The organism is Haloarchaeobius baliensis, assembly GCF_052060055.1.
In the GTDB taxonomy this organism is placed as follows: domain Archaea; phylum Halobacteriota; class Halobacteria; order Halobacteriales; family Natrialbaceae; genus Haloarchaeobius; species Haloarchaeobius baliensis.
Map to the genome: position 1 here is coordinate 155,548 of NZ_JBPPFR010000003.1, position 25,266 is coordinate 180,813.

At 68.2% G+C, this 25,266-nt stretch carries 26 protein-coding genes; 8 read left to right on the plus strand and 18 right to left on the minus strand.

All coding sequences use genetic code 11. From position 1 onward, the window contains the following. Window positions 1-22 precede the first annotated feature (22 nt). Complete coding sequence (locus ACSG06_RS17535; RefSeq protein WP_440991583.1) at window positions 23-730, minus strand: triose-phosphate isomerase; 708 nt, start codon at window positions 728-730, stop codon at window positions 23-25. Window positions 731-1,018: 288 nt separating this feature from the next. On the opposite strand from ACSG06_RS17535, the gene ACSG06_RS17540 reads away from it, so the two are divergent. Beyond that, complete coding sequence (locus tag ACSG06_RS17540; RefSeq protein ID WP_440991584.1) at window positions 1,019-1,993, plus strand: transcription initiation factor IIB; 975 nt, start codon at window positions 1,019-1,021, stop codon at window positions 1,991-1,993. A 149-nt stretch (window positions 1,994-2,142) separates the two neighbouring features. On the opposite strand, the gene ACSG06_RS17545 is transcribed toward ACSG06_RS17540, so the two are convergent. The 4 genes from ACSG06_RS17545 to ACSG06_RS17560 all read right to left on the minus strand — a co-directional run bounded on the left by ACSG06_RS17545 (window position 2,143) and on the right by ACSG06_RS17560 (window position 4,006). Next, complete coding sequence (locus ACSG06_RS17545; RefSeq protein WP_440991585.1) at window positions 2,143-2,481, minus strand: cupin domain-containing protein; 339 nt, start codon at window positions 2,479-2,481, stop codon at window positions 2,143-2,145. 169 nt (window positions 2,482-2,650) lie between these two features. After that, window positions 2,651-3,205, minus strand: a complete 555-nt coding sequence (locus ACSG06_RS17550; RefSeq protein WP_440991586.1) for a DUF1684 domain-containing protein — start codon at window positions 3,203-3,205, stop codon at window positions 2,651-2,653. Between the two features lie 170 nt (window positions 3,206-3,375). After that, window positions 3,376-3,624 carry a HalOD1 output domain-containing protein gene (locus ACSG06_RS17555; protein ID WP_440991587.1) on the minus strand — a complete coding sequence of 83 codons (249 nt, stop codon included), beginning with the start codon at window positions 3,622-3,624 and terminating at the stop codon, window positions 3,376-3,378. Beyond that, a complete protein-coding gene (locus tag ACSG06_RS17560) occupies window positions 3,611-4,006 on the minus strand; it encodes a DUF7344 domain-containing protein (RefSeq protein WP_440991588.1) in 396 nt (131 codons plus the stop codon). The genes ACSG06_RS17555 and ACSG06_RS17560 overlap by 14 nt, the downstream gene beginning before the upstream one ends. Window positions 4,007-4,156: 150 nt before the next feature. Between ACSG06_RS17560 and ACSG06_RS17565 the strand changes: the two genes are divergently transcribed. Further along, window positions 4,157-5,569: an FAD-dependent oxidoreductase gene (locus ACSG06_RS17565; protein WP_440991589.1), complete on the plus strand. Its 1,413-nt coding sequence runs from the start codon at window positions 4,157-4,159 to the stop codon at window positions 5,567-5,569. A 72-nt stretch (window positions 5,570-5,641) separates the two neighbouring features. Here the strand turns inward: ACSG06_RS17565 and ACSG06_RS17570 are convergent, their stop codons facing one another. After that, complete coding sequence (locus ACSG06_RS17570; RefSeq protein WP_440991590.1) at window positions 5,642-6,463, minus strand: hypothetical protein; 822 nt, start codon at window positions 6,461-6,463, stop codon at window positions 5,642-5,644. Between the two features lie 204 nt (window positions 6,464-6,667). On the opposite strand from ACSG06_RS17570, the gene ACSG06_RS17575 reads away from it, so the two are divergent. Together ACSG06_RS17575 and ACSG06_RS17580 are read left to right on the plus strand one after the other, a co-directional pair. Then, window positions 6,668-8,110 (plus strand): APC family permease, encoded by a 1,443-nt coding sequence (locus ACSG06_RS17575; RefSeq protein WP_440991591.1) that lies wholly within the window; start codon window positions 6,668-6,670, stop codon window positions 8,108-8,110. Beyond that, entirely contained in the window at window positions 8,111-8,962 is an 852-nt protein-coding gene (locus tag ACSG06_RS17580; RefSeq protein ID WP_440991592.1) for a universal stress protein, read from the plus strand. Window positions 8,963-9,019: 57 nt separating this feature from the next. Here the strand turns inward: ACSG06_RS17580 and ACSG06_RS17585 are convergent, their stop codons facing one another. Then, window positions 9,020-9,688 (minus strand): helix-turn-helix domain-containing protein, encoded by a 669-nt coding sequence (locus tag ACSG06_RS17585; protein ID WP_440991593.1) that lies wholly within the window; start codon window positions 9,686-9,688, stop codon window positions 9,020-9,022. A gap of 85 nt (window positions 9,689-9,773) precedes the next feature. On the opposite strand from ACSG06_RS17585, the gene ACSG06_RS17590 reads away from it, so the two are divergent. Together ACSG06_RS17590 and ACSG06_RS17595 are read left to right on the plus strand one after the other, a co-directional pair. Then, on the plus strand, window positions 9,774-10,733 hold the full coding sequence (locus ACSG06_RS17590) for an NAD-dependent epimerase/dehydratase family protein (RefSeq protein WP_440991594.1): 960 nt from the start codon (window positions 9,774-9,776) through the stop codon (window positions 10,731-10,733). A gap of 2 nt (window positions 10,734-10,735) precedes the next feature. Next, window positions 10,736-11,134 carry a hypothetical protein gene (locus ACSG06_RS17595; protein WP_440991595.1) on the plus strand — a complete coding sequence of 133 codons (399 nt, stop codon included), beginning with the start codon at window positions 10,736-10,738 and terminating at the stop codon, window positions 11,132-11,134. Window positions 11,135-11,405: 271 nt separating this feature from the next. On the opposite strand, the gene ACSG06_RS17600 is transcribed toward ACSG06_RS17595, so the two are convergent. The 3 genes from ACSG06_RS17600 to ACSG06_RS17610 all read right to left on the minus strand — a co-directional run bounded on the left by ACSG06_RS17600 (window position 11,406) and on the right by ACSG06_RS17610 (window position 13,417). Beyond that, on the minus strand, window positions 11,406-11,843 hold the full coding sequence (locus ACSG06_RS17600; protein ID WP_440991596.1) for a hypothetical protein: 438 nt from the start codon (window positions 11,841-11,843) through the stop codon (window positions 11,406-11,408). Window positions 11,844-11,910: 67 nt separating this feature from the next. Beyond that, on the minus strand, window positions 11,911-12,042 hold the full coding sequence (locus ACSG06_RS17605; RefSeq protein ID WP_440991597.1) for a hypothetical protein: 132 nt from the start codon (window positions 12,040-12,042) through the stop codon (window positions 11,911-11,913). A gap of 478 nt (window positions 12,043-12,520) precedes the next feature. Then, window positions 12,521-13,417, minus strand: coding sequence for a winged helix-turn-helix domain-containing protein (locus ACSG06_RS17610; RefSeq protein ID WP_440991598.1), 897 nt, complete (start codon window positions 13,415-13,417; stop codon window positions 12,521-12,523). Between the two features lie 163 nt (window positions 13,418-13,580). On the opposite strand from ACSG06_RS17610, the gene ACSG06_RS17615 reads away from it, so the two are divergent. Both ACSG06_RS17615 and ACSG06_RS17620 read left to right on the plus strand, forming a co-directional pair. Continuing rightward, window positions 13,581-15,434: an ABC transporter ATP-binding protein gene (locus tag ACSG06_RS17615; RefSeq protein ID WP_440991599.1), complete on the plus strand. Its 1,854-nt coding sequence runs from the start codon at window positions 13,581-13,583 to the stop codon at window positions 15,432-15,434. Then, window positions 15,431-17,275 (plus strand): ABC transporter ATP-binding protein, encoded by a 1,845-nt coding sequence (locus ACSG06_RS17620; protein WP_440991600.1) that lies wholly within the window; start codon window positions 15,431-15,433, stop codon window positions 17,273-17,275. Before ACSG06_RS17615 ends, ACSG06_RS17620 begins: the two co-directional genes overlap by 4 nt. A gap of 54 nt (window positions 17,276-17,329) precedes the next feature. Here the strand turns inward: ACSG06_RS17620 and ACSG06_RS17625 are convergent, their stop codons facing one another. From ACSG06_RS17625 to ACSG06_RS17660, 8 genes are all read right to left on the minus strand, one after another. Continuing rightward, complete coding sequence (locus tag ACSG06_RS17625) at window positions 17,330-18,367, minus strand: M23 family metallopeptidase (protein WP_440991601.1); 1,038 nt, start codon at window positions 18,365-18,367, stop codon at window positions 17,330-17,332. Between the two features lie 62 nt (window positions 18,368-18,429). Then, entirely contained in the window at window positions 18,430-20,961 is a 2,532-nt protein-coding gene (locus ACSG06_RS17630; protein WP_440991602.1) for a hypothetical protein, read from the minus strand. 227 nt (window positions 20,962-21,188) lie between these two features. Continuing rightward, window positions 21,189-21,620 carry a universal stress protein gene (locus tag ACSG06_RS17635; RefSeq protein ID WP_440991603.1) on the minus strand — a complete coding sequence of 144 codons (432 nt, stop codon included), beginning with the start codon at window positions 21,618-21,620 and terminating at the stop codon, window positions 21,189-21,191. Between the two features lie 126 nt (window positions 21,621-21,746). Continuing rightward, window positions 21,747-22,163 (minus strand): hypothetical protein, encoded by a 417-nt coding sequence (locus ACSG06_RS17640; protein WP_440991604.1) that lies wholly within the window; start codon window positions 22,161-22,163, stop codon window positions 21,747-21,749. Then, window positions 22,160-22,705 carry a hypothetical protein gene (locus ACSG06_RS17645; RefSeq protein WP_440991605.1) on the minus strand — a complete coding sequence of 182 codons (546 nt, stop codon included), beginning with the start codon at window positions 22,703-22,705 and terminating at the stop codon, window positions 22,160-22,162. The genes ACSG06_RS17640 and ACSG06_RS17645 overlap by 4 nt, the downstream gene beginning before the upstream one ends. Further along, the gene (locus tag ACSG06_RS17650) at window positions 22,702-23,298 is read right to left on the minus strand and encodes a DsbA family protein (protein WP_440991606.1); all 597 of its coding nucleotides are present in this window, start codon (window positions 23,296-23,298) and stop codon (window positions 22,702-22,704) included. Before ACSG06_RS17650 ends, ACSG06_RS17645 begins: the two co-directional genes overlap by 4 nt. A gap of 248 nt (window positions 23,299-23,546) precedes the next feature. Then, entirely contained in the window at window positions 23,547-23,834 is a 288-nt protein-coding gene (locus ACSG06_RS17655) for an amphi-Trp domain-containing protein (RefSeq protein ID WP_440991607.1), read from the minus strand. Window positions 23,835-23,979: 145 nt separating this feature from the next. Further along, entirely contained in the window at window positions 23,980-25,263 is a 1,284-nt protein-coding gene (locus tag ACSG06_RS17660) for a P-loop NTPase (protein ID WP_440991608.1), read from the minus strand. Between the last annotated feature and the right edge of the window lie 3 nt (window positions 25,264-25,266).

The window sequence follows — 25,266 nt, forward strand, 5'->3', positions numbered from 1 at the left end:
GGTCCAGGTCCTGGACGGTCTTCTAGCGGTCATCCTCGGCCGTCCCCGATTCCCTGGTGAGGGCATCGGCGATCGCCGTCAACCACGCCTCCCGGTCGTCAGCGTCGACGAACGCCGACGCCGCGCCGGCAGCGTCGGCACCGTGGTCGAGGCTCGCCGCCACATCGGCCGCCGTGCTGATGCCGCCCCCGAGCAGGACCCGCGTCGCCGGATTCTCCGATTCGACCATCGAGACGAACGCGTCGACGCGCTCGGGCTCCGTTCGAGCGAGCGCGCAGTCGCTGGCGATGTCCGCCGGGTTCTCGAACAGTAGACAGTCGGGATCGAACGTGAGTGCAGCCCGGCCGAGCTCGATGCTGTCGACGCAGACGATCGACTCGAGGCCGTACTCTGCACAGGCGGCGACGATATCGCCGACTTCACCGAACTGCGCGGGGCTCTCGGGATGGTTGACGAGCACCCCCGCAGCCCCGGCTTCGGCGACGGCCGGAAGCGACACCTGTCCGTTTCCACGCCCGGGTGCCAGCGCGTCGACCGACTGGGCCACGACCGGGAGGGCCGTCGCCTCGGCGATACGGTAGATGTCCGGGGTCTGCGGGGCCACCGCGAACGTCGCACCGGTCCGCCGTTGCACGGTCTCGATGGTCCTCGCCAGTTCGAGCCCGTCGGCTCCCGCAGTCCCCTCGTAGAGCTTGAAGTTGAGCAGGAAGTGTGGATACGTGAGCGCCATCGTCGGGCGGACCGACGAGCAGGAGCGGTTTCAGCGTTGTCCTGCGGGGCGGCCAGTGGCCTCAATCGGGCACAGCTGTGTGGAATCTGCTCGCATCACGCCGGTGACTGTCGCAGTCTTCGGGCCGCTACAGCGTAATTGGGCCACTACAGGGCGTTCTACGGGCGTCAGGGGGCCGGAAACCTGTGCAAACCCGGTCCGGTGACCACCCCCCGACTCGAGTATTCTGGCCCCCTCGACCCGACAACACGTATATACCGCCTGAACCAGTATTGTGGAGTATATTTAATGGCTCGTCTGAACCGGCAAAGTGAGACACAGGAGAACGAGACCGAATCAGACACGGAGGAGCGGGCGGGAGAGTCGGAGACGCAGTCGTGTCCGGAGTGCGAGTCGGAGCGCCTGGTCACGAGCGGTGACGGTGACGAGCTCGTCTGTGACGACTGCGGACTCGTGCTCGAGGACCAGATGATAGACCGGGGGCCGGAGTGGCGGGCGTTCAACCACGGGGAGCGCCAGAGCAAGAGTCGCGTCGGGGCGCCGACGACGCAGACGATGCACGACAAGGGGTTGACCACCCAGATCGACTGGAAGAACAAGGACGCGTACGGTCGGTCGCTCTCCTCGGAGAAGCGGAGTCAGATGTCCCGCCTCCGGAAGTGGCAGGAGCGGATCCGCACGAAGGACGCCGGGGAGCGGAACCTCCAGTTCGCACTCAGCGAGACGGACCGGATGGCGTCCGCGCTGGGCGTCCCGCGGTCCGTTCGGGAGGTCGCGTCGGTGATCTACCGGCGCGCACTGAACGAGGACCTGATCCGTGGCCGGTCCATCGAAGGCGTGGCCACGAGCTGTCTGTACGCCGCCTGTCGACAGGAGGGCATCCCCCGGAGCCTCGAGGAGGTCTCCGAGGTGTCGCGGGTGGAGCAGAAGGAGATCGGGCGCACGTATCGCTATATCTCCCAGGAGCTCGGCCTCCGGATGGAGCCAGTCGACCCGAAGGAGTACGTCCCGCGGTTCTGTTCGGAACTCGGGGTGAGCGAGGAGGTCGAGATGAAGGCGAAGGAGATCATCGACGTGACCGCCGAGCAGGGGCTCCTCTCGGGGAAGTCGCCGACGGGGTTCGCCGCGGCCGCCATCTACGCGGCCTCACTCCTCTGCAACGAGAAGCAGACACAGCGCGAGGTGGCGTCGGTCGCACAGGTGACCGAGGTCACGATCCGGAACCGGTACCAGGAGCAGATCGAAGCGATGGGCATCCAGTGACGGACTGAGGGGTCTCCGATCAGGGGGGCGGGTTCGGCGGCGGAAACCGATGTTCTGTGGTCAGTTCGTCCGTTCTGGCAGAGACGGCTGTGTGTCGACGGGAGCGCAGCCGACGAGGTGCGACCGGCTCTCGACAGTCGGTTCTGGGGCTACTCCTGCCAGTCCGGGTCGTCGCGTGGCGGGCTGAAGATGTCGAGCCCGACGACGGGGACGTCACCGCGGTTCTCGGCGCCGTGTGGTTCACCACCAGCGAAGACGTAGGAGTCACCGGCTTCGACGACGTGGGTCTCGCCGTCGACGATGAACGTCAGGCTCCCGTCGATGATGTAGCCGGTCTGCTCGTTGGGGTGGCTGTGTTCGGGGACCGTCGCGCCGGGCTCGATGCGGAACTGCTGGACGTTCATCTCGCTGCCGCCGGCGAGGAGCTTCAGGTGGGTGCCGTCGACCGCCTCGGTGGCCTCGACGTCGGATTCGGGGACGATCTCCATGCAGGACGCATCGCGGTGGGCGGACAAATACTCTCGCAGAGCGACGGCATCGGGCTGCTCCCCCTCGGCTTCGTCGCACTCCGCATCGCTGCGGAGTCGTGTCCGAGTCAGGTGCCACTGGCGTCGCGAACGGATTCACGTTCGGAGGGTGTCGCGGCGTCGCCCGTGGTCAGTGGTCGAACGTGCGCTCGCCGGCCCTGATCGGCACGTCGAGCCAGTTCTCCATCGGGGGCAGCGGGCACTCGTAGCGGTCCGAGTAGGCACAGGTGGGGTTGTACGCCTCGTTGAAGTCGAGTATCCACCGCCCGTCGTCGGTCCGGTGGCTGTCGGGTTCGAGGTCGAGGTAGCGGCCGGCACCGTACGTCTCGTCGCCGCTCGTCTCGTCACGGAAGGGCACCCAGAGGCGGTCCTCGTCGGGGTCGCTCTTGTAGGCCGTGATGCTCACCGACTCGCCGTCGACCGTCACGGTGAACTCGCCCCAGGCGAGGTACTCCTGCTCCCCGTCGGTGCTGGTGCCGACGACGACCGGCTCGGGTTCCTCGTACGTCTCGAGCTCGACCACGAACCGGAGGTCGGGGTCTATCTCGTAGTAGTCGAGCCCGTCGAACGTCTCACGGACGTCGGGCGGGAGCGGCGAGTGGGGGTCCTCGCCGAAGTACTCGTCCTTCTGCTCTCGGTGAGCCTCGACCGCGTCCGTCCACTGCTCTGTGTCCTGGTCCGTCATGTGTTCCTGTCGTGATGTTCTCGTCCCAGGCACTTTAGTATTGTGCGGAATATGCAATATGGTGTCGCCATCGAACGCGTCGTCCGCAACCCGGGCGACGCCACTCGACACGGGCCAGGGTCGGGACAGATCCCCGGCAGCGACCGTTCGACTGGTTCCGTCGCCCGCTATCAGTTCACGACGTTCTCAGGGATGTAGCGCTCACCGTCGACGATGATCTCCGAGGCCTGCGTGACCGTGACCTGATGGTCAGCGAACTGGAACGTCACGCGACAGTTCCCCAGCTTCTGCTGGGCACCCAGCTTCGCCAGTATCTCCGGGTCGATGTAGTCGTGGAGCTGCGGGACGTCGGCCATCGCGACCCCGTCGGCCGCGGCCACCGCCTCGACGACCCCGGTGACGAGATCAGTTCGAGTCACTCTCGCTCACCTCCCCGATGACGGTACACTCGTCGCGCAGCCGGCGTGGTAATCTGGTCTCCGACTTGGTCATCTTACCGACTACCAGCGCCGGTTCCGCGAAGTGGGGGCCGCGCCTGACGGTGAGCGGGTCGCTCTCCCAGCGGATGTAGCCCGCATCGGCGAGCTTCGGGAGATGATGGTGACGCAGTCGTACGGTCAGGTCATCGGTATCGAGCTCGCGGGACGCCGACCGAGCGGCATCTGGCAACGGCAACCGCCCGTCCGCTGGCTCCTTCATGAGCGAGAAGATGATCATCCGACGAGGCTGGGAGGCCAGTGACTCGTACAGCTGGTCCCACGTTCCAGTGCCGCTGTCGTTCGTAGAGTAGGTGCTTGACACGCCCGGGACTACCGACTTCAACCCACAAAAAGACTTGTTACGTGTTGACAACCATCGACGTGGTCGCGCCGTTCGACGGGCGCTCCCACGGCCATCGAAATTGTGGGGTTAGCACAATACTTTATGGTCTCGCCGGGCGAACGTTCGCACATGGAAGGTCCGTTCGTCATCGTCGGCGGAGACGCGGCAGGGATGAGTGCGGCGAGCAAGGCAAAGCGGGACGACCCGGACCGGGATGTCGTCGTCTTCGAGAAGGGCGAGTGGGTCTCCTACGCCGCCTGCGGGCTGCCCTACTACGTCAAGGGCGACGTGGAGACCCTCGACGACCTCGTCACGGTCACCCCCGAGGCGTTCGTCGAGGAACGCGGTATCGACCTGCGGACGAACCACGAGGTCACGGCGGTCGACCGCGCGGACCGGACCGTGACGGTGGCCGGCCCGGACGGCGAGTTCGAACAGGCGTACGGCGACCTGCTGATCGCCACCGGAGCGCAGGCCATCGTCCCACCGTTCGACGGCATCGACCTCGACGGCGTGTTCACGCTGCACAACATGAACGAGGCGGCCCAAATCCGCCACTACCTCGGGCTGGACACGCCGACCGTGAACCTCCCCGAGAGTGGCTACGGGGAGGCGGCGACGGAGTACGCCGCGGCGGAGCAGCCCGACGCGGTCGCCGTCATCGGCGGCGGCTACGTCGGCATCGAGATGGCCGAGGCGTTCGCCGCTCACGGCCTCGACGTCCACCTCTTCGAGATGCTGCCGCACACGCTCCAGCCGTTCGGCGCCGAGGCGGCGGTCGTCGTCGAGGAGCACCTCCGCGAGCAGGGCGTCGAGCTCCACCTCGACACCGCCGTCGACGGGATGGTCGGCGACGAGCACGTCGAGGCCATCGCCGCCGGCGACCTGACCGTCCCGGTCGACCTCGCGCTGGTCGGCGTCGGCGTCGCCCCCAACACGGAGCTCGCCGAGGCTGCCGGCATCGAGCTCGGTCCGACCGGAGCCATCGCGACGGACGAGTACGGCCGGACGAACGACGAGCACGTCTACGCGGCCGGCGACAACGCCGAGATGACCCACGTGGTCACCGGCGACCCGGATCACGTGCCGCTCGCGCTCAGCGCGAACCGCGCGGGCCGGGCCATCGGTGCGACGGTCGCAGGCGACCCCACGCCGGTGGGCGAGATCGCCGGGACGGCCGCGGTCAAGGCCTTCGACCTCGAGGTCGCCCGGACCGGTCTCGTCGACGAGGAAACGGCCCGCGAGGCCGGGTTCGACCCCGTCTCGGTGACCATCACGGCCGAGTCGCGCGCCCACTACTACCCCGGCGGCGAGGAGATCCAGATCACGCTGCTCGGTGACCGCGAGGGCGAGCGCGTGCTCGGGGCGAGCATGGTCGGTCGAGAGGGTGTCCCGAAGCGCATCGACACGGTCGCGACCGCCCTGCACGCTGGACTGACCGTCCAGCAGCTCTCCTACCTCGACCTCTCGTACGCGCCGCCGTTCAGCCCCGTGTGGGACCCGGTCCTGACGGCGGCCAAGGTTCTGGACGGCAAGCTCTGACGGGCCGACTGCCAGCGCCGACGCTGGCAGCCCGTTCGCAGTGCCATCCACTACCGTCGGTCCGTGGCCCTCTCAGTCCCCGTGTGGGGCACACCGGACCTGGTAGTACCGCCCCTCGTGCTGGAGGACGGCCGTTCCGCCGTCCCGTGTGCCCTGATAGGGACATCTGACGCCGAGGTCGTCGAGGCTGCGGACGGCGGCGCGTTCGTGTTCGAAGCCGCGAAGCGAGAGGTAGCAGGCCTGGAAGCCGTCCGCGTCGGTCTCGCAGTTCCCGGCCGCGAACAATGCACTCTCGACGGACGGCGCGTCCGAGAGGTCGCCGACTGGCTCGCCCTCGACGGCATCGGCCGGCACCTCGTGCGCGCTGACGACGTAGCCCCAGCCCCAGCCCAGGCCGAACGCCACGAGGAGCACGAGCAGGACCAGCACCGGGATACCGCCGACGAACGCCGGGACGGCACCCGAATCGACCTCGAACCTGTACCGGAGCAGGATGGGGACCGCGAGCAGCACGAGCAGGAGCAGCAGGAACGCCACGGGGGCGGCGGCGAACCCGAGCAGTGCCACCACCAGGAACACGACGAGCAGTCCTACCAGCGCGGCGAGTGCGGACAGGAGGGCGTCACGGTTGGCCAGGTCGCTGCTGAGGTAGTCGGCGACGAACAGGGGAACCGCTGCTGCGACCACGCAGATGCCGAGGAAGTGCAGCAGGACGGCGGCCTCCGTCGCCTCGCTCGGTCCGAGCCGCAGGTAGAGGAGTTCGTAGAGAAGCGACTGGACGAACACCGTCGAGCGCATGAGTGCGAGGGCGACGGCGAGCGTGCCCACCAGTCCGAGTCCGAGGTACGCGACTGTCCGTGTGATCCCCTCTAGCGTTAGTTTCGTCCGGTCCATCCCCTCTGATCCCCCTGGTCGAACGCCGCGACCATCCAGAACGATGTGTCGCCGACCGCAAGTGTGTTACGAACTCACGCACCCTGCCCCCACTCCTCCTGTCAGGTCCGACCCATCGGCCCATCGATCCGCACGCGGGGCCACGGCTGGCAACTGCTCCGTGGCCCACATTTTTCAGGATGCTGGTCGATATCACGGGTACACATGGGAACTGGGCAGGACCAGGCCACGATTGAGGCGGGGGCGAACCGCGAGGGTGAGACCCCCGAACAGCTCACGACCGTCGAGTCGGCCTCCGGTGAGACCTCCGTCACCGAGGAGGGGACCGAGCTCGAGCGGTCGATCGGGCTCGTCGGCGGGCTCTCCATCGGCGTCGGCACGATGATCGGCGCCGGCATCTTCGTCTTCCCCGGACTCGCAGCGGGTCGCGCCGGGCCGGCCGCAGCCGGCTCCTTCGCCTTCGGGGCCGTCATCGCCCTGCTGGTGGCGCTTCCGGCGTCGGAGCTCGCGACGGCGATGCCGAAGTCCGGCGGGGGCTACTACTTCATCTCGCGAGCACTCGGCGCGTTCGCCGGCGCAGTCGTCGGCATCAGCATCTGGCTCGGGCTCGTCTTCGCCACCGCGTTCTACCTCGTCGGCTTCGGCAACTACGCCGCGGCGGTGCTGACGGAGGCCGGCGTCGCCATCGGGAACACACCAGTCGTCGTCTCGCTCGCGCTCGTCTTCGGTGTCCTGTTGACCGCACTCAACCTGTTCGGCACCGAGAACGCCGCGGCGCTCCAGAACTACGTCGTCGGCCTGCTGCTGACCATCCTCGTTCTCTTCCTCAGCTACGGCGGACTCGACGCCGCCGGCGTCTTCGGCGGGAGCACCGCCCCGGAGCGGTTCCTGCCGTTCGGCCCGATGCCCGTCTTCACCACCGCCGCGCTCGTGTTCACGTCCTACCTCGGGTTCGCGCAGGTGGCCACCGTCGCGGGCGACATCAAGGAGCCGGGACGGAACCTCCCGCTCGCGATGGTCGGCTCGGTGCTCGTCGTCGGGACGCTGTACGTCGCCACCATCTTCGTCGCGACGAGCGCATACGGCAGCAACACGCTCGCGGGCTTCGGGGAGACGGCCATCGTCGAGGTCGCGCGGAGCTTCGTCGGTCGCCCCGGCGCCATCGTCATCCTGCTCGCCGGGCTGCTGGCGACGGTCTCCAGCGCGAACGCGTCCATCCTCTCCACGTCGCGTGCGGTGTTCGCGCTGAGCAAGGACGCACTGCTGCCCCGGTTCGCCAGCCGGGTGAACCTGCAGTACGGCACCCCACACGTCGCGCTCGCCATGGGCGGCGGCCCGGTGCTCGTGCTGGTCGCGTTCGGCGAGGTGGAGGTCCTCGCGGAGGTCGCCTCGTTCCTGCATCTGGTCATGTACGGGCTCATGTGCGTGGCCCTCATCACGATGCGGCGGAACGAGCCCGAGTGGTACGACCCCGAGTTCCGGGTCCCCGCGTACCGGCTGGTCGCCGGTCTCGGGGCGCTCGCGAGCTTCGGCCTCATCTTCTTCATGAAGCTCGAATCGCAGGTCATCGGTCTCGCCATCATGCTCGCCTCCGGCGGCTGGTACGGCTACTACGCGAACGACGTCTCGCTGAAGGGGGTGGTGTAGATGAGCGACGAGCCCACCACCGCCGCCGCCGACGACCCGGCCCCGGAGATATCGATCCGGGAACCGCCGAAGGTACTCATCCCGGTGCGGGTGCTGGAGGGACAGACCGTCCCGGACCCCCTCGTCGAGTTCCTCGCGCCCGCCGAGATCGTCATCCTCGGCTACCACGTCCTCCCCGAGCAGACGCCGACGGAGCAGGGGAGCATGCAGTTCGAGGACCGCGCACAGGAGGCCGTCGCCGACATCGCGGACGCCTTCCGCGACGCCGGGCGCGAGGTCGAGACGCGGGTGGTGTTCACCCACGACCGCGACCAGACCGTCGACCGGGTGGCCGAGGAGGTCGGTGCGACCGCAACCCTGCTCCCGAACCCCTGCGGCGAGATCACCGACGTCCTCGTCGCCGTCCGCGGGAGCATCGACGTGAGCCGGCTCGCGGACCTCGTCGCCTCCCTGCTCGTCGACACCGAGGACACCGTCACGCTCTGGGGGCTCACCGGCGGCGAGTTCGACGCCGAGGCGGCGGTCGAGCAGGCCGCGGCGACGCTCGCCAGACGCGGCTTCGACCACGACCGGGTCACCGTCGAGACCGACGCCGTCGAGACCCCCATCTACGACATCGTCGCACGGTCCGCGGAGTTCGACGCCATCGTGATGGGCGAGGGCGGTCCCCCGGTGCTCTCGGCACTCTTCGGCGAGGACGCCGAGCGCGTCGCCGAGGGTGCGGTCGCGCCCGTGCTCGTGGTGCGCGACCTCCCGAAGGCGGCGGAAGCTGCAGACGAGGACGCCCCTGGCGAGAGTGGGGCCGACGCCGACGAGGCGGCCGGAGACGATACGGCAGAGCCGGAGCGCTGAGGCGCTGCGAGCGCCCGTCTTCGGGACCGGGCGCGTCGGTACCCGTCCCGCTCGTCTTCAGCGGTGGCCGCGGTGCAGGTAGCTCCTGACGACCCGACGTTCCGCCTTCTGGAGGTGTTCGCTCGCCGTGCTCGGGGCGCAGCCCAGCGCGGCGGCGACCTCGTCCCGACCCGCCTCGCGTGGGACCTCGTAATAGCCGAGGTCGAGCGCGGTGACGAGCGCCTCGTGCTGGCGGGCGGGGAGCGACGGTGGGACCGGCGGCCGACCGAGGTCGTACTCGCCGACGCGTTCGATCTCGGCGTCGATGTTCTCGGGAACCGCCTCGACGGCGGCCTGGAGGATGTGTGTCGGGCCGACGATGCGGGCCGTGATGGAGCCGTCGTGATGGTACTGCAGCGGGAAGACCGGGATGAGGCCCTCCATCGTCCCGATCTCGAACAGCCGCCACTCGACCGGGTGTGGCTCCGAGTGCACGTAGACGTAGGCGCGGTCGTCGACGAACCGTGTGACGTCGTACTGAAGCACCAGTTCGGTCGTCTCGAGCACCGCCTCGAACCGGTCGGTGTCGCCGTCGACGTACAGCAACACGGTGGCCCGCGGTGGGTCGAACGAGGGTGCCCAGTCCACCATCTGGACCTCGCGGAAGACGGACTCGTCGGTGAGCGTCGGCACCAGTGGGTGCAGCTCTGCCTCCTCGCTGGAGACGCGGAGCGTGAGGTACCGCATCGGCTACACATCCCACCCATTACTGATAAATGAACCGACCAGAGTCGGCAGTACCAGCTTGCCCTCACGCGTCCAACTGACTGTCATGAAGGTGTTCATCGCTGGCGCGACCGGCGTGCTCGGACGACGACTCGTCGACCGGTGTGTCGACCGGGGGCACGACGTGGTCGGGCTGAGCAGGGACGAAGCCGGGGACGAGACGATCCGGACTGCTGGGGGTGTTCCGCGCCGTGGCGACGTCCTGGACGCCGACTCCATCGTCGAGGCGGCCGCCGGGGCCGACGTGCTCGTCCACGCCGCGACGAAGATTCCGACCGACACGAACCCGGACGACGCCGACTGGGAGCGCAACGACCGTGTCCGACGGGAGGGTGCGGAGAACCTCGTCGCCGCAGCCGCGGCACACGATGCCGACCGGGTCGTCCTCCAGAGCGTCGTCTGGGTCGCCCGCCAGCCCGACGGGAGCCGGTTCGACGAGGACGCCGACCCGAACCCCGACCGGTCGACGCGGTCCGCACTCGCTGCCGAACGGATCGTCGAAGACGGCGCCGAGAGCCACGGGTTCGAGCCGGTCGTCCTCCGGGGCGGCTACTTCTACGCGCCGGACACGGTCCACACGCAGCTGTTCGGGGAGCGGCTCCGTGACCGCCGGCTGCCCATCGTGGCGAACGGTCTCCTGGGCCGCGACGACGCGGCGCTCTCCTTCGTCCACGTCGACGACGCCGCGAGCGCGTTCGCTGCAGCCGTCGACGGCGATGCGACGGGAACGTTCCACGTCGTCGACGACCGCCCGACCACGTACGCGACGTTCCTGCGGACCTTCGCGGAGCTGCTGGACGCACCGACCCCGCGACGGGTCCCAGCCTGGCTCGCCGGGTTCGCCATCGACGACAACATGCGGCGACTGCTCACCCGGCCGATGCCGACCTCGAACGACCGATTCCGCGAGGCGTTCGACTGGGAGCCCGCGTACCCGACGGTCGAGGAGGGGCTGGCCCAGGTCGTCTCGCGCTGGCAGGAGACCGGCGAGGTCGAGGCCCCGTGAGGATGGTGTCCGGACGGCGGCTCCTCGCCATCATCCTCGTGGTCCACCTCGTCGCGGCGACGACACACGGGCTGACACACGGACTCGTGCCGGTTCCGCTGCCGCCGTGGCAGAACGCGCTGGTCGTCGCGACGACGTTCCTGGGTCCGATCTTCGGCGTCGTCCTCCACGCCCGTGGTCATCGGTCAGGACTGCCGCTGTTCACCGTCTCCATGGCGGGCGCGTTCCTGCTTGGGGTGCTCCTGCACTTCGTCGTCGAATCGCCGGACCACGTCCACGCTGTGTCTGCGGGGACGTGGCAGTTGCCGTTCCAGGTGTCGGCGGCCGCCGTCGCGCTGACGCCACTGCTTGGGGTCGTTGTCGGGGCCTGGTCCCTCCGCGATGAGACGGTGACAGGGTAACCGGACGGGCCTGAATCATCTGGGGAGCTCCGTCGGTACTGCGATAGATTTCACCGTACACACGACGATCGATTTCCGCGTTTTGCGAGTGTCTGGAACCCTACTGGTGGGAGTGTGCTTCCGATTCTCGTCTGCTGTCCGAGCCGATCGACTGGTCAGGGTGACGATTGTCAGGGTTGGATGCACACGGGAATTCCGTGGTCGTGTGCATCTTCGGGGAAGCAGATCTCTCGACGTGTGACCCCAGGGGTTGCGCTACTAACACTAGTCGCTACAGCTTGTCGTGCAGTTCACGAAGATCGGAGGCCGTGAGAGCGTCGTTGGCTTCGATATACTGCTCAACCTCGTCGACAGTCGAATTTTGTTTGAGAATCTGGAGTTTAGCACAGGCCTGAGCATCAAATTTACCGATATTTCGATATTCGTGTTTCCGGGCGGCGAACACCCAGAGGATGTTGTAGTCTGGTAGGTGGGTGTGGAGCATCACATACAGCCGCATGTCTCCCTGACGGAGCTGCTGAAGAGCGCGGCAGGTTTCATAATCCTTCTCGATTACTGATTCGGGTGCTGCGTTCGAGAGGCAGTTGATAATCGCAGTCAGGGCGTCTTTGCCGTCGCTGGCGTCGAGCTTACGGATATCTTTCAGTGCGTCGTCGGTGAAGATGGCAACACCAGTATCGCGGTCGGAAAGAGAGTGCCAACGAGTCACTATGCAGTTAACTGCTCACCGCGAGAATATGAAGCAACAGGGTGTCGAGTGGAGCCCCCTTTGCGGATTACTCAGTAGAGAGGAAGGCGTCCTTGACGTCATCAGCGTCGGCGACGTCGCCATTAAGCGCGTCGTCGACACCATCTTCAATCTGCTCGCCGAGGGATTTCTCGTCGTCTTCCTCCGTTGCGGTGCTCATACTACCACTTTCATATTCGTAAGTGTAAACCTTCGGGTTGTGACGGTTGCATAAGTGTTCTACAATCTCATTCAATCGGTTTAGTGCCTCAGATTCGCTTATGAAAGTTCTCGTTAGTTCTCGTGCTCTTCACAATCGGTTTTCCCTCATGACACTCTAAGGACACCACCGTTTCGAGTGTTTCATCTGGAATCGGTGGTTCGGAGGTTGGGCGGGGGCTGAGTATTTTTTCTGCTTTGTGCCCTTGGGCACACACTTCCCGCACCCCCCAATTCACTCTTCAGCAGTCTCCCTACGCACGGACTCGATGCGAGGCCGGGACCGACCTCGACCGACGCGCGCTCCCCGTCGACGGCGAAGTGGACCGAGAACCGGGGCGGCTCCCGATCCAACTCTCCGCCGTGGTCGTCGCGGCCACGCCGCTCATCGGGGCTCTCGCTGGTCTATCGATTGGGCGGGAGCGAACAGACACCTGAAGTCAGTCTGCCCGCGGTTCCCGCCGGACGTCCTCCACGAAGCCGTCCGCGGTCACGGTCGCGACCACCTGTTCGTCGTCGACCGCGAAGCGGACCCCGAACGCGGGCTGCTCGTGACCGTCGTAGAACGCCTCGTGGTCGTCGAGTTCGGCCCAGATCTGCGACGGGTGCCGGGCGGAGACGTCGAAGCCGTGTTCGGCGAGGAAGCCCTCGACGATCGGGTGCATCGTCACGAGCGAGCCACCGGTAATCACGCCGAACGAGCCACAGCGGGTGCACTCGAACGCGACCTCTGACGGGCCACGTCCCTCCTCGATGCTCTCCGGCGGGTGCAGCAGCTCCCGCTCGACACGGCCGCTGCAGACCCCACAGAACCCGTTGAACAGCTTCCGGAAGCTCTGGTGGTACCAGCGGGCGAACGCCCGCGGCAGCTCGTCGCGGTCGAACTCGTCGAGGTTGCCCGGCGGGAACGGGAAGGAGGCACCCTCCTCGCAGTCCTCGCACCGGAACCGTACCCGCTCGTCCTCGTAGTGGATCAGCATCTCGCCACCACAGAGCAGGCAGTCCCAGTCGGCCGAGATTGGTTCGATGGCCGCGTTCGCGGTGTAGGTACCGGCGTACATCGCACCGACGACCGACTTGCCGGCGTGGGTGAGGCCGTAGCCGTCGGTCTTGCGGACGAAGACGCCGCGGAGCTTCTCGAGGTGGTAGTTGAAGTTGCCGCTGTCGTCGATGGCGACCGCATCGAACAGCTCTGAGAAGGAGAACTCGTCGTCGGGGCGTGAGCCGAGGGCACGGAGGATGTCGACCCTGGCTTCGCTGCCGAGCAGCCCGAACACGTCGTCCGGTGCTCGCTCCTCGACCGCCTCGCTGGTCTCGGATTGCCGATCTGCGCCCATGGTTCGTCGTCCGCCCGCACGACCTACTGGTTTGTGGTCGCATCGTATCTACCGGCTTACAGTATCGTGGTACAGATTACGCTTTTCCCGTTCCCGCACTGGAACACAGACACATCCGACCGTTCGCACATCACCCGGAATTCGGCACCCACCACACCACGATATGTCGACATCGACCCCCGTCCGGTACCTGTTGCACCGGTTCGCTCGCCGCCGCAGTCCCCAGTTCGTCGGCGGCACGCTGCTGATACTGCTCGCGCTCGCGTTCCAGCGCGTCCCCGCGCTCGTCATCGGCGTCGCGCTGGACTCGCTGCTGCTCGAGAGCCAGGCGTTCGGGCTGCCGCTCGTCCCCGACGGCCTGGTTCCGGACGAGGCGGGCGCACAGGCCACCCTCGTGGTGGCACTCCTCGCCGTCGCCGTCGCGGGCGAGAGCCTCTGTCGCTGGTACGGCACGCTCGTCTACGAGCGTGCGAACCTCGAGACGCTCCACGACATCCGCACCACGGCCTTCGAGACGGCGACGGGCCTCCCGCTCGCCGCGCATCAGGAGGCGGAGAACGACCTCCTGAGCGTCCTCAACGACGACGTGGACAACCTGGAGGACCTGTCCGACGGCGGCCGCGCAGCGGTCGTCTACGGCGGCGAACTCCTCACCGCGTTCGCGTTCATGCTGCTGCTGAACTGGAACCTCGCGCTCATCGTGGCCGTGCTGCCGGTCGTCGTCGCCATCACCGCCCGGTACTACGCCGGGCTGCTCGAACCCCGGTACGACGCCGTCCGCTCGAACGTCGGCCGACTCAACGCGCGGCTCCGCGACGCCATCGAGGGCATCCGGAGCGTGAAGTCGCTCGTCCGCGAGGACCACGAGGCCGACCGGCTGGGTGACGCCTCGAACGCCTACAAGCGCTCGGCGTGGTCCGCGCTCAAGCTCAGGGCCATCTACAACCGCGTCTCCTGGCTGCTCGCGGTCGCCGGCGTCTGGTTCCTCTTCGGCGTCGGGAGCTACTGGATCCTCACGGGCGTGCCCGCCCTGTTCACGCAGTCGCTGACCGCGGGGACCCTGCTGACGTTCATCATGTACACGTTCTCGCTGATGGACCCGACGCGCAAGCTCGCCGTCGAGGTCATCGACAAGATCGAGAGCGGGCAGGCGTCCAGCCGGCGGGTCGTCCCGCTGCTGCGCCACGACGCGGCCGAGCGTCCCGACGAGGATGCGCCGCCCCTGTCGGTCACCGAGGGAGCCGTCGAGTACGACGACGTGTCGTTCACCTACGGTGACGCCGAGAGGCCCACGCTGGAGGCCGTCTCCCTGGACGCCGAAGCCGGTGACTTCGTCGGCATCGTCGGCCACAGCGGCGCCGGGAAGTCCACCCTCGTGACGCTCCTGCTGCGCTTCCACGAGCCGGACGTCGGCGAGATCCGTCTCGACGGCCGATCCATCGCCGACCACTCGGTCGAGAGCCTCCGCGAGCACGTCGGCTACGTCGGCCAGGACCCGTTCCTCTTCCCGGGAACGGTCCACGAGAACGTCGCCTACGCCGACCCGGGGGCCTCGCGGGAGGCCGTCGTCGCGGCCGCGAAGCGAGCCAGCGCACACGAGTTCGTCACCGAACTGCCCGACGGCTACGACACGACCGTCGGCGAGCGCGGCACCACCCTCTCGGGCGGCCAGCGCCAGCGCCTCGCCATCGCGCGGGCGCTCCTGACCGACCCCGAGATACTGGTGTTCGACGAGGCGACGAGTCACGTCGACACCGAGACCGAGGCCGAGATACAGCGCACGCTCCGGGAGGTCGCCCGGGACCGGACGGTGTTCGCGGTCGCACACCGCCTCTCGACGGTCCGGCAGGCCGACCGCATCGTCGTCCTCGAGGACGGCCGGGTGACCGAGCGCGGCACCCACGACGAGCTCGTCGCGCAGGACGGCAGCTACGCCGCGCTCTGGTCCGTCCAGACCGGTGCTGCCGCCGGCAGCGACGATGCGGCCGGCGTTGCCCACACGGAGGTGCAGGGATGAGCGACGCGTTCGCCGAGCGCGCGGACGACGCCCCGCTCGTCTCGCTGGTCGGCCGGTACGGGCGCGCCGACCTCCCGCTCCTGCTGGTCGCGATGGCGTCGACGTTCGTCTCCATCTTCCTGAGCCTCGCCGACGTCTACCTCATCGGGCTGGGCATCGACGCGCTGTTCAACGACCAGCCGTTCGCGCTGCCGCTGCTCCCGCAGTCCGTCGTCCCGACGGCGACGCTCGACCTGCTCGTCTTCGTCACGGGACTCATCGTCGCGACCAGCCTCGTGTCGCACGCCCTCTCGTTCGTCGGGGAGTACTGCTTCGGGCTCTACACCCAACGGTTCCTCCACGAGGTCCGCACGGGCGCGTTCTCCCGTGTCCTCGGCTTCGACCTCGCGTTCTTCGACGAGCACCGCACCGGGAACGTGATCAGCGTCCTCAACGACGACGTGAACCAGCTGGACACGTTCTTCAACAAGCTCATCGAGGCGAGCATCTGGGCGCTCACGACCATCGTGAGCGCGTTCGTCTACATGGGCCTGCTGAACGTCCAGCTCGCGCTGTTCGTGCTCTGCTCTGCGCCGGTGCTCGCCGGCCTGAACCACTGGTTCTCCCGCCGCGTGGAGCCGATCCAGGACGACATCCGCACCGACCGAGGCCGACTGAACGCGCTGCTGGAGACCGCACTCGGCGGGCTCGACGTCATCAAGGCGAACACGGCAGAGGCGACCGAGAACCGGCGGGTCGACGACGCATCCCGTGCGTACACCGACGCCCGGCTCGAGAACCGCCGGCTCTCCATCCGGCAGGCGCCGCTGAACCGCCTCGTCGCGGGCATCTGGCTCCTGCTCGTCGTCGCCATCGGCGTGCAGTGGATCACGGTCGGCCCGCCGCTGTTCTTCTCCGGCACGCTCACCGCCGGGGAGCTCGTCCCGTTCCTGTTCTACCTGGAGCGGATGACGCCGCCGCTGAAGAACCTCGGCGGCCTCATCAACGGATACAAGGGCGCGAAGGCGGCCGCGAAGCGCGTCGGCGGACTCACCGCTCGCGAGCCCCGGACCGACGATCGAGACGGGACCGCGATCGACCTCGATGCACCCGGCGTCTCCTTCGACGGCGTCTCGTTCGCCTACCCCGGCACGGACCAGCGCGTCCTCGACGGCATCGACCTCGACGTCGCGCCCGGTTCGACCGTCGGCATCGTCGGGACGACCGGTGCGGGCAAGTCGACGCTGCTCGACCTCCTGCTCACGTACCACGACCCGGACGAGGGGCGCATCGCGGTGCAGGGGCAGGACCTCGCGGACGTCGCACCGGGTTCCTACCGCGAGCAGGTCGGCTACGTCGACCAGGACTCGTTCCTCTTCGACGGGACGGTCCGGGAGAACATCGCGGCCGGCGCACCGGCGGGCGAGGTGGACGACGAGCGGGTCCGCGAGGCGGCCCGGGTCGCCGGCGCCCACGGGTTCGTCGAGGAGCTCCCGACGGGCTACGAGACCGAACTCGGTGCGCAGGGCACCTCGCTGTCGGGCGGTCAGCGCCAGCGCCTCGCCATCGCTCGCGCCGTCGTCGACGACCCCGAGCTCCTGGTGTTCGACGAGGCGACGAGCCACGTCGACACCGAGACCGAACGCATCGTCCAGGAGCACCTCGCCGACATCACCGCCGACCGGACGACGTTCGTCGTCGCCCACCGTCTCTCGACGGTCCGTCACGCCGACCAGCTCGTCGTGCTGGACGACGGCGCGGTCGCGGAGTCCGGCACCCATGAGGAGCTGGTCGAGGCAGGTGGGAGCTACGCGAGACTGTGGAACGTGCAGGTCGGTACCGTGTCCGCAGCAGGGGACTGACCCCCCAGGGTCCTCGATGCCGGAGTGCACCCACTCCGGCCTTGCCGAGATAGCTCACCCCTGGTGTTTGCCCCCACCGACGACCTCGTCGGCGTCGCAGACCCGTTGCCCGGCGGTGATGGCGGCCCGGTCGTGGACGGTCCACCTGTCGTCGAGTCCGGTCGCCGTCGCGGTGTCGTCGAACCGTATCGGGAGTCCCATGCCGGTGAAGAAGCTCGGGCGGTCCTGCAGATGGAAGTGGAGGTGTGGTTCGGTGGAGTTTCCCGAGTGACCACAGGCGCCGACGCGCTGACCCGCCTGCACCTCCTCGCCCGGTTCGACGGTGACGCTCCCCCGTCGCAGGTGGGCGAGCATACTGTACTCGCCGTCGGCGTGTCGGATGGTCACGTAGTTGCCGACGATGCTCCGCTGGTCGAGGTCGACCCACCCGATGCGGTCGTGGTCGGGATGTCCGGTTCGAGTCGCGACCACCGTCCCGTCGGCGGGGGCCACGACCGGCAGGCCGAAGCAGTGGAACTGCTCCGGGTCGGTCCCGTCGCCGTCGTGTGTCGCACCCGAGTCGTCGGTGACGACGAGGTCGTAGGCGTAGCGCTGGGTGACCAGCCCCCAGGAGTGCGAGTGTCGGCGCTCGTGACTCCCGTTGACAACGGTCCACTCGCCCTCGACCGGGAGCCGATACTGAACCTCGCTCTCCCAGGTCTCCGGGTTCGGGAGCCTGCCCAGATAGCGGCCGTAGACCGCGGCCTGCCCGCCCAGCTGTTTCAGCCCCTCCCAGACGACGAACGGATTGAACTGGACCACGAGCGACGAGAGGACGAACTCCCTCGTCGACCCACCCATCCCGACCCAGCCGACGGGGTCGGCCTCCGCTGGGGTGGCACTGCTCGGCAGGAGCGCCTGCACGAACGGCCAGAAGCCGAACAGGAAGAACAGTGCGAACAGCTGAAGCCCGGCGAACTGCTCGAAGAGGAATCCCGGAAGGGAGACCAGCCCGAGCATCGCGAGCGTCGTGGGGTCGGGGAGGTGGCGCGTGACCCGCTGTCGAAGCGGGCGGTCGGCGCCGGCGTCCTCACCCGCTGGCGGCTCCGTCATAGCTGTCGACTCGAAGTCGGCGCGCTTAACGGTTGGTGGCGGCGGGGCGGTTCGACGTGGCCTCAGTTCTGCGCCCCGGCGCCGTTCGCGGCGAACGTGTTCCCGCTGCTCGAGACCGTCGAGTCGCCGCTCACCGCCAGCCCGTAGCCGGAGCCGTTGCGGAGCGTCGAGTTCTGCAGGGAGAGCGTCGAGCCCTCGAAGACGACGACGTTCCCGTGACCGGGCGCGAAGATCCAGTCGTCCCGGCCGCCGTACTCGACGACGCACCAGTGGAGCTGGTTCTCCGTGCGGGCGGTGCCCCGGAAGGCGATGCCGTCCCAGTAGCCGGCCGTCTGCTGCTCGCCGGTGAAGGTGATCGGGTTCCCTGACTCGCCGACTGCGGTCAGCGCGCCGGGGCCGTCCTCCTCGACGGTCATCCGGGCACCCTGGCCGAACTCGACGGTGGTCCCGGGGTCGACGGTGAGGTGGCCGTTCACCTCGACGTTGTCGTCCGTGTGCACCCGGTACGGCACGTCGATGGCGTCCCACGTGACCGTCTGTCTGCTCCCGATGTTCGCGCCGCGCACCAGCACGATGTCCTCGTCGTTGCCGGTGTAGGTGCCGGTGTCCGAGAGCGGGTGCGCCGTCGCCGCGGAGACCAGCCCCGCGCCCGACGAGTTCCCGGTGACGGTGTTCGTGGTGAAGCTGTCGACCGTCGCGCTGCCGGAGAAGGCGAAGCCGTAGTTGTCGCTCTCCCGGAGCGTGCAGCCGTCGATGCGGACACGCGAGCCCTCGAAGACGACGACGTTCGCCCTGGCGGGGGCGAAGATCCAGTCGTCCCCGCCGCCGTACTCGACGACGCAGTTGCGGAGCTGGTTCTCCGTGCGGTCGGAGCCGCGGAACGCGATGCCGTCCCAGTAGCCGCGGGTCCGCTGTTCGCCCGTGAACGTGATGGGTTTGCTCTCCTCGGTGTCCCGGTCGATGCCGACCGCCGTCAGCCTGCCCGGCCCGTTCTCCTCGACGGTCATGCGGGCCCCCTGCCCGAACTCGATGGTCGCGCCGGGGTCGACGGTGAGGTGGCCGTCGACCTGCACGTTCTCGCCGGTGTGGACGCGGTACGGCGCGTCGATGGCGTCCCACGTCACCGCGTCGTCGCCGGCGATGGTGTCCCCGCGGACCCTGACGTAGTCGTCGTCGTTGCCGGTGTACGTTCCCGTGTCCGAGAGGACGTGCGCGGTGGCGGCCGTGACCCTGCCGGCGGCCGTCCCGTTCGCAGTCACGGTGTTCTGCACGAACGCGTCGACGCGTGCGTTCCCGGAGAAGCTGAAGCCGTAGTTATCGCTCTCGCGGAACGTGCAGTTCGCGATGCTGACGCGCGAGCCGTCCCAGACCGAGAGGTTCGCCCGGCCCGGCTGGAAGATGTAGTCGTCGCCGCCGCCGTACTCGAAGACGACGTGCTCGAAGCGGCTCGGCGTCTGGTCGCTGCCGACGATGCCGATCCCCTTCCAGTAGCCGCGGGTCTGCTGTGCGCCGGTGAAGGTGATCGGTCTGACCGCCTCGGTCTCCGGGTCCATGCCGACCGCGTGGAGCGACCCCGGCCCGTCTTCCGACACGCGGAAGCCGACGTTCTGGCCGAACTCGACCGTCGTCCCGGGGGCGATGGTCAGCTCGCCGTTGAGGACGATGTTGTCGCCCGTGACGGCGCGGTACGGGACGTCGAGCGCGTCCCAGGTCCCCTCGAACTCCGCGCCGATGTCGGTGCCGCGGATCTCGACCCTGTCCTCGTCGTTGCCGGTGTAGGAGCTGCTGTCGCTCAGGTAGTGCGCGGTCGCTGCAGACACGAACGCGGCGCCGTCTCCGTTCGCCGTCAGCACGTTCTGCTCGAAGCTGTCGACCGAGACGCTCCCGCTGTAGGCCAGGCCGTAGGCGTCGCTCTCGCGCAGGGTCGAGCTGTCGATGCGCAGTCGCGCCCCGTCGATGGCCACCACGTTCGCCCGCGCCGGAGCGAAGATGAACGAGTCGCCGCCACCGTACTCGACGACCGAGTAGGTCAGTTCGCTCTGCACGCGGTCGGCGCCCTCGAAGAAGATGCCGTTCCAGTACCCGCGCGTCGCCTGGTCGCCGGTGAACACCACGGGGTCCGCGCACGTCCCGACCGCCGAGAGCGCGGAGTCCGATCTGATGGCCAGTGCGGTGTCCTGTGCGAAACGGAGCTTCGTCCCCGGTTCGACGGTCAGCACCGCCCCGTTCTCCACGTCGATTGAGTCGGTGACCAGGTACTCGCTGGCGTCGGCGCCGAGCGTCGTGTCCTCGGTGTAGGTGCCGCCGATCTCGACCACCTCGCCGCCCCCGGCGTTCCCTGCCGGACAGGCATCGAGGCCGGCCGTGGCGCCGTCGCCGGCCGGCTGGTCGGTGTCGTCGCCCGTGTCGTCCGTCGATGGCGACTGGTCGGTCTCGGGCGCTGCCGTCGTCGACGCCCCCGTCGGTGTCCCGGACTGGTCGTCCGTCTCACCGAGGAGTCCCGAACAGCCCGCCACCGAGGTTGCGAACGTCGTCGCCCCGACCGCCTTGAGCAGGTCGCGCCGTCGCGTCGACCGGTCCCCCCGGCCCGTCATCGGCGGCCTCCGCTGCCCGCGTCGGCAGCCGCGTCGAACCCGTTCGCAACCGCAGTCGCTGTCGATGTCACCGTCTCTTGTCTACCCATCGACCTCCCATCGGTCGCCAGCGCTCTTGACCTAGCAGTCGAAGTACTTCGTGTCCGCACCCACGGCTGCTGTGCTCGGTCCGAAGTACGTCGCCTCCGCACCCGGTTCTCTGGGCAGAGAACGGCAGTTTCAGCCCCTCAGACCGGTGTGACAGGCACGTCCGCCTCCCGCAGGACCCGGTCCGTGACCGACCCGAGGTGGTGGGTACCCTCGGTCGGTTCGCCCGTCGCGCCGCGCTTGCCCATGACGATGGCGTCGATCTCGTTGGCGGCCGTGTACGCCAGTATCTCCTCGTACGGCACGCCGCGGCGGACCGCAGTCGTCGTCTCGATGCCGTGCTCGATGGCGTCCTCGACGATGTCGCCGACGAGGTCCTCGGCCTCGTCCGCCAGCTTCTCCAGCGACGCCTCGTAGCTGCTCAGTGCGGGTGTCGAGCCGTACACCTTCTCGTCGACGACGAAGAGCACGTGCAGGGTCGCTCCGTGCTCGGCGGCGAGGTCCATCCCGTGTTCGACGCCGCGCTCGGCGTGCTCGCTCCCGTCCGTCGGCACGAGGATGTTCGAGTACATGTGTAATGATAGCACGTGTCGTACCAAGAGTGGTTCGCCGCTTCTCACACCCTCGGAACTCATGGGGGGTCACTGTGCCATGTTCCCGAGAGCGTAGGTGGGCTGGTCCGCGCCGGCGCCGTCCCGTCAGCACGTGGTGCAGCGACGGCGTTGATAGCCCAGGATACCGACGAACAGCACGATACTCGCGACACCCAGTACCGGCCTGAGCGGGTCGAGGTAGGTCATCAGGGCCGAGGTACTGAACAGCGCGAGGAGGACGGCGTTGCAGATCGGGCAGCCGAACGCCAGCAGTCCGGTGAGGACGCCACCGGTGGCAGCGCCATCGCCGACCGTCTCGTCCGCCAGCGAGCGCTGGTAGACGAAGGCGGCGGCGAAGGCCGACGTGGCGGTGAGGAACAGGTAGTCCGCCGGCGTCCGGGCGACCATCCGAACGTACAGCGGGTTCGGTATCAGGCCCGTCACCGTGCCGAACACCAGGAACGTCACGACGCCCACGGCGATGCCTCGCAGGACGTCGCGCCGGTCGCCAGCGAGGGTCACGAGAGATCACCGACGCTGCAGGTCCGGGGGTCGCCCGTCCTGGCGAGGAACCCGACGAGCAGCAGGATGCCAGCCACCCGCAACAGGTTGCCCTGGAACGGTAGCGCAGCCATCGCTCCCACGAACCCGAGCATCCCGAGGACGCCCGCCCCGCAGCTCGCACAGCCTGCCGCGAGGACGCCCGGGAGCACCGTCGCCAGCGAGGAGGCCCCTCTCCCCCGTGCCTGTCGGTACAGTGCAGCGGTGTGGGTCAACGCGACGCCGGTCAGCAGCGCATAGAGCACGACGAGCCCGAGCCCGACCCAGCCGGTGGTGAGGTACACCTCTCGGGTGAGCGCCGAGACGGCGTAGCCGATGTCGGTGGGGTCCCGCGAGACCAGCTGCACCGAGAACTGCGGGAACGTGCTCAACACGAGCACAAGGTATGTCACTGCCGTGGCGACAGCCGCGACCAGCAGTCGGCGGTCGGATGTGAGGGGATAGCTCAGTGCCTCCCGCAGCGAGTCGAGGTGGCTCCATCCGGTACTTTCGGCGGTACTCACGCCGCTAGCACCCTGTCGAGCGCTTCCTCGAAGTTCTCGTAGGGGTGCGCCCCGACGATCTTCCCGGCGGCGTCGGCGTCCCGGTTGTAGAGCACGAAGCCGGGTGTCCCCTGGACCCCCGAGTTCCGGGCCAAGCTCACGTCCGCCTCGATGCCGGACTGGATCTCCTCGCGGTTGGTCTGCCGACACTCGTCGACGGCGGGGACGGTCACGCCGTCGGTCCGCTCCGTGATGCCCGCGAAGGTCGCCTCGTCGGCCCAGTCGTGGCCACCGCTCTCCTGGGCCTCGAACGCCTCGCCGTGCCAGTGCCAGTACGTCGACGGCTCGCTCTCGGCGTTCAGTCGCCACACGCACCGGTCCCAGTGCGCCGACGGTCGCGAGTACTGCCCGATGTTCGGGTACGAGAGGAACACCAGCCGCACGTCGCCGGACTCGATGTAGTTCCGACCGATCTTCGGCAGCGTCTGCGTCTCGAACTCCTTGCAGAACGGACAGAGGTAGTCCGTCCAGTAGTACATGTCCACGGGGGCGTCACGCTCGCCGACGACCGGCCTGCCGGCGAGTTCGACACCGTAGCCCGTCTCGCCGTCCATGGACTGGTACGTCGAGGGGGTGTACTCAGACTCCGATTCGGACGAGTCCGATCGGGTCGCCACGTAGGCGACAGCGCCGCCGAAACCGACCGTACCGAGTCCAGCGAGGAGGGCTCTCCGGGTAGCGATATTGTTCCCGTCTGCCATTGACGTCCACGACTACCGCCGCCCACCTGAAGTCCTTTGGGATAGCTCGATACCGAAATGTGTTCGACGGACACGACTGCACCGGGTTCGAGAAGCCGTACTCAGGCCGTGTCCGACTCGACGGACAGCCCCCCCTCCGCCGCGGAACTCGCCTCGCGCCACCAGACCAGCTCGAACTCGATGCTCTGTTTTGCTTCGGTATCGCCTTCGCTCCAGTCGGACTCCCCCTCCAGCTTGAACGTGATGTCGTCCGTCGGGTCGAACGACACCCGGTCGCCGCCGAGCTGGAGGGTCACTGGCTCCGAACCGTCCAGCTGGTCGGCCAGCTCGCGCAGGTAGTCCGCGACCTCGCCACGCGTCCGCTGTTCCTCTGTCTCGAGTTCTCCCATGGGAGACCAATCGACTGCATGATGGAAAAATCGCGGTGTCCGACCCCTGACCGTATCGTTCCCAACCGTCGACCATCGCAGTTCAGCACGACTCGGAACGGTGCTTCGACCGACCGACGAGGACGTAGGCGACCGGAACCGCGGCTCAGGCCGGAAGCGCCCGCAGCAGCCACGTCTCCGGGTTCTGGCGTCTGACCTGGAAGGATTCGAACGCGTCGCTGTCTGCCACGTCGAGCAGCAGCTCCCGCACGGGAGATGGATCGCGGTCGCTGACGACGTAGAGTGGCTCGCCGGCGTCGTGGTCCTCGAACCCCGTCCGGACGTGTTCGCGACGCTCGTCCGGCGAGACGCCACGCAGGTCCACCGCACCTTCGGGGAGGTCGACCGTCCAGATCTCGCCGAGCCGGTCGCGGACCGCCGTCGAGAGGTCGCTGGCGTGCGCCGGCACCCCGTCGGGGGACGGCTCCGGAGCGGCCTGCATCTCGGGGTCGAACGGGATCTCGGCGAGCACGGGCGCACCGAGGGCCTCTACCGGGTCGTCGCCGTCGAACAGGTCGTGGGGTTCGCCACAGCTCTCGCAGACGAACTCGCCCATGTTCGAGACGACGCCGAGGACGGGTACCTCGTTCTCCTCGAACAGCTGGAGGGACCGGTGCGTGTCCGAGACGGCGGCGTGGAATGGGGTCGTCACGAACACGACGCCGTGGACCGGCACCTCCTGCAGCGTCGTCAGCACCACGTCACCGGTGCCGGGCGGGAGGTCCACCACGACGGTGTCGGGGTCATCCCAGGCCGTCTCCTCGAACAGCTCCGAGAGGGCGTCGTGGGCCATCGCACCCCGCCAGGCCAGCGGCGCGCTGGAGGAGAGCAGGCCCACGCTCATCACCTCAAGACCGTCGGCGTCGACGGGGATGGGGTTGCCGTCCTCGTCGGAGTGGACCGGGCCGCTCGTCGAGAGCAGCTCCGGGACGTTCGGGCCGTGGATGTCGGCGTCGAACAGCCCGACGGACTCGCCGTCGGCGGCGAGCGCGCAGGCGAGCGACGTGGCAATCGTCGACTTGCCGACGCCGCCCTTCGCGCTCGCGACGGCGACGACGCGGTCGGCGGCACCGATGCCGACGCTCCGGTCGTCCATCTCGGGCTGGGCGTGGACGTGCTCGACGTGGGCGTGGTCGACGCCGTCGACGTCGCTCGCGGCCCGCGTCATCGTCGCCGTCACGGCCTGGGCCTCGTCCGGTGGGAAGTCCCCGAGGTCGGCCTCGACGACGACGCGGCCGTCGTCGACGAACACGCCCTCGACGAGTCCGGCCTCGAACACGTCCTTGTCGGCGTCGGGGTCCCGGACGCGTCTGAGCGCGGCCTCCACGTCGTCCTGCAGCTGGTCGTCGTGCGAGCGCTGACTCGTGTCCGTATCTGGTGTCTCTGCCATGGT

Excerpts from the sequence above, each read along its gene's own strand:
- ACSG06_RS17590 (WP_440991594.1), top strand. The coding sequence starts at position 9,774 with ATGAAGGTGTTCATCGCTGGCGCGACCGGCGTGCTCGGACGACGACTC.
- ACSG06_RS17655 (WP_440991607.1), bottom strand. The coding sequence starts at position 23,834 with ATGGGAGAACTCGAGACAGAGGAACAGCGGACGCGTGGCGAGGTCGCG.
- ACSG06_RS17660 (WP_440991608.1), bottom strand. The coding sequence starts at position 25,263 with ATGGCAGAGACACCAGATACGGACACGAGTCAGCGCTCGCACGACGAC.
- ACSG06_RS17545 (WP_440991585.1), bottom strand. The coding sequence starts at position 2,481 with ATGGAGATCGTCCCCGAATCCGACGTCGAGGCCACCGAGGCGGTCGAC.
- ACSG06_RS17630 (WP_440991602.1), bottom strand. The coding sequence starts at position 20,961 with ATGACGGGCCGGGGGGACCGGTCGACGCGACGGCGCGACCTGCTCAAG.
- ACSG06_RS17595 (WP_440991595.1), top strand. The coding sequence starts at position 10,736 with ATGGTGTCCGGACGGCGGCTCCTCGCCATCATCCTCGTGGTCCACCTC.
- ACSG06_RS17540 (WP_440991584.1), top strand. The coding sequence starts at position 1,019 with ATGGCTCGTCTGAACCGGCAAAGTGAGACACAGGAGAACGAGACCGAA.
- ACSG06_RS17585 (WP_440991593.1), bottom strand. The coding sequence starts at position 9,688 with ATGCGGTACCTCACGCTCCGCGTCTCCAGCGAGGAGGCAGAGCTGCAC.
- ACSG06_RS17605 (WP_440991597.1), bottom strand. The coding sequence starts at position 12,042 with ATGAGCACCGCAACGGAGGAAGACGACGAGAAATCCCTCGGCGAGCAG.
- ACSG06_RS17650 (WP_440991606.1), bottom strand. The coding sequence starts at position 23,298 with ATGGACGGCGAGACGGGCTACGGTGTCGAACTCGCCGGCAGGCCGGTC.
- ACSG06_RS17535 (WP_440991583.1), bottom strand. The coding sequence starts at position 730 with ATGGCGCTCACGTATCCACACTTCCTGCTCAACTTCAAGCTCTACGAG.
- ACSG06_RS17580 (WP_440991592.1), top strand. The coding sequence starts at position 8,111 with ATGAGCGACGAGCCCACCACCGCCGCCGCCGACGACCCGGCCCCGGAG.
- ACSG06_RS17615 (WP_440991599.1), top strand. The coding sequence starts at position 13,581 with ATGTCGACATCGACCCCCGTCCGGTACCTGTTGCACCGGTTCGCTCGC.
- ACSG06_RS17550 (WP_440991586.1), bottom strand. The coding sequence starts at position 3,205 with ATGACGGACCAGGACACAGAGCAGTGGACGGACGCGGTCGAGGCTCAC.
- ACSG06_RS17625 (WP_440991601.1), bottom strand. The coding sequence starts at position 18,367 with ATGACGGAGCCGCCAGCGGGTGAGGACGCCGGCGCCGACCGCCCGCTT.
- ACSG06_RS17635 (WP_440991603.1), bottom strand. The coding sequence starts at position 21,620 with ATGTACTCGAACATCCTCGTGCCGACGGACGGGAGCGAGCACGCCGAG.
- ACSG06_RS17620 (WP_440991600.1), top strand. The coding sequence starts at position 15,431 with ATGAGCGACGCGTTCGCCGAGCGCGCGGACGACGCCCCGCTCGTCTCG.
- ACSG06_RS17565 (WP_440991589.1), top strand. The coding sequence starts at position 4,157 with ATGGAAGGTCCGTTCGTCATCGTCGGCGGAGACGCGGCAGGGATGAGT.
- ACSG06_RS17575 (WP_440991591.1), top strand. The coding sequence starts at position 6,668 with ATGGGAACTGGGCAGGACCAGGCCACGATTGAGGCGGGGGCGAACCGC.
- ACSG06_RS17610 (WP_440991598.1), bottom strand. The coding sequence starts at position 13,417 with ATGGGCGCAGATCGGCAATCCGAGACCAGCGAGGCGGTCGAGGAGCGA.
- ACSG06_RS17570 (WP_440991590.1), bottom strand. The coding sequence starts at position 6,463 with ATGGACCGGACGAAACTAACGCTAGAGGGGATCACACGGACAGTCGCG.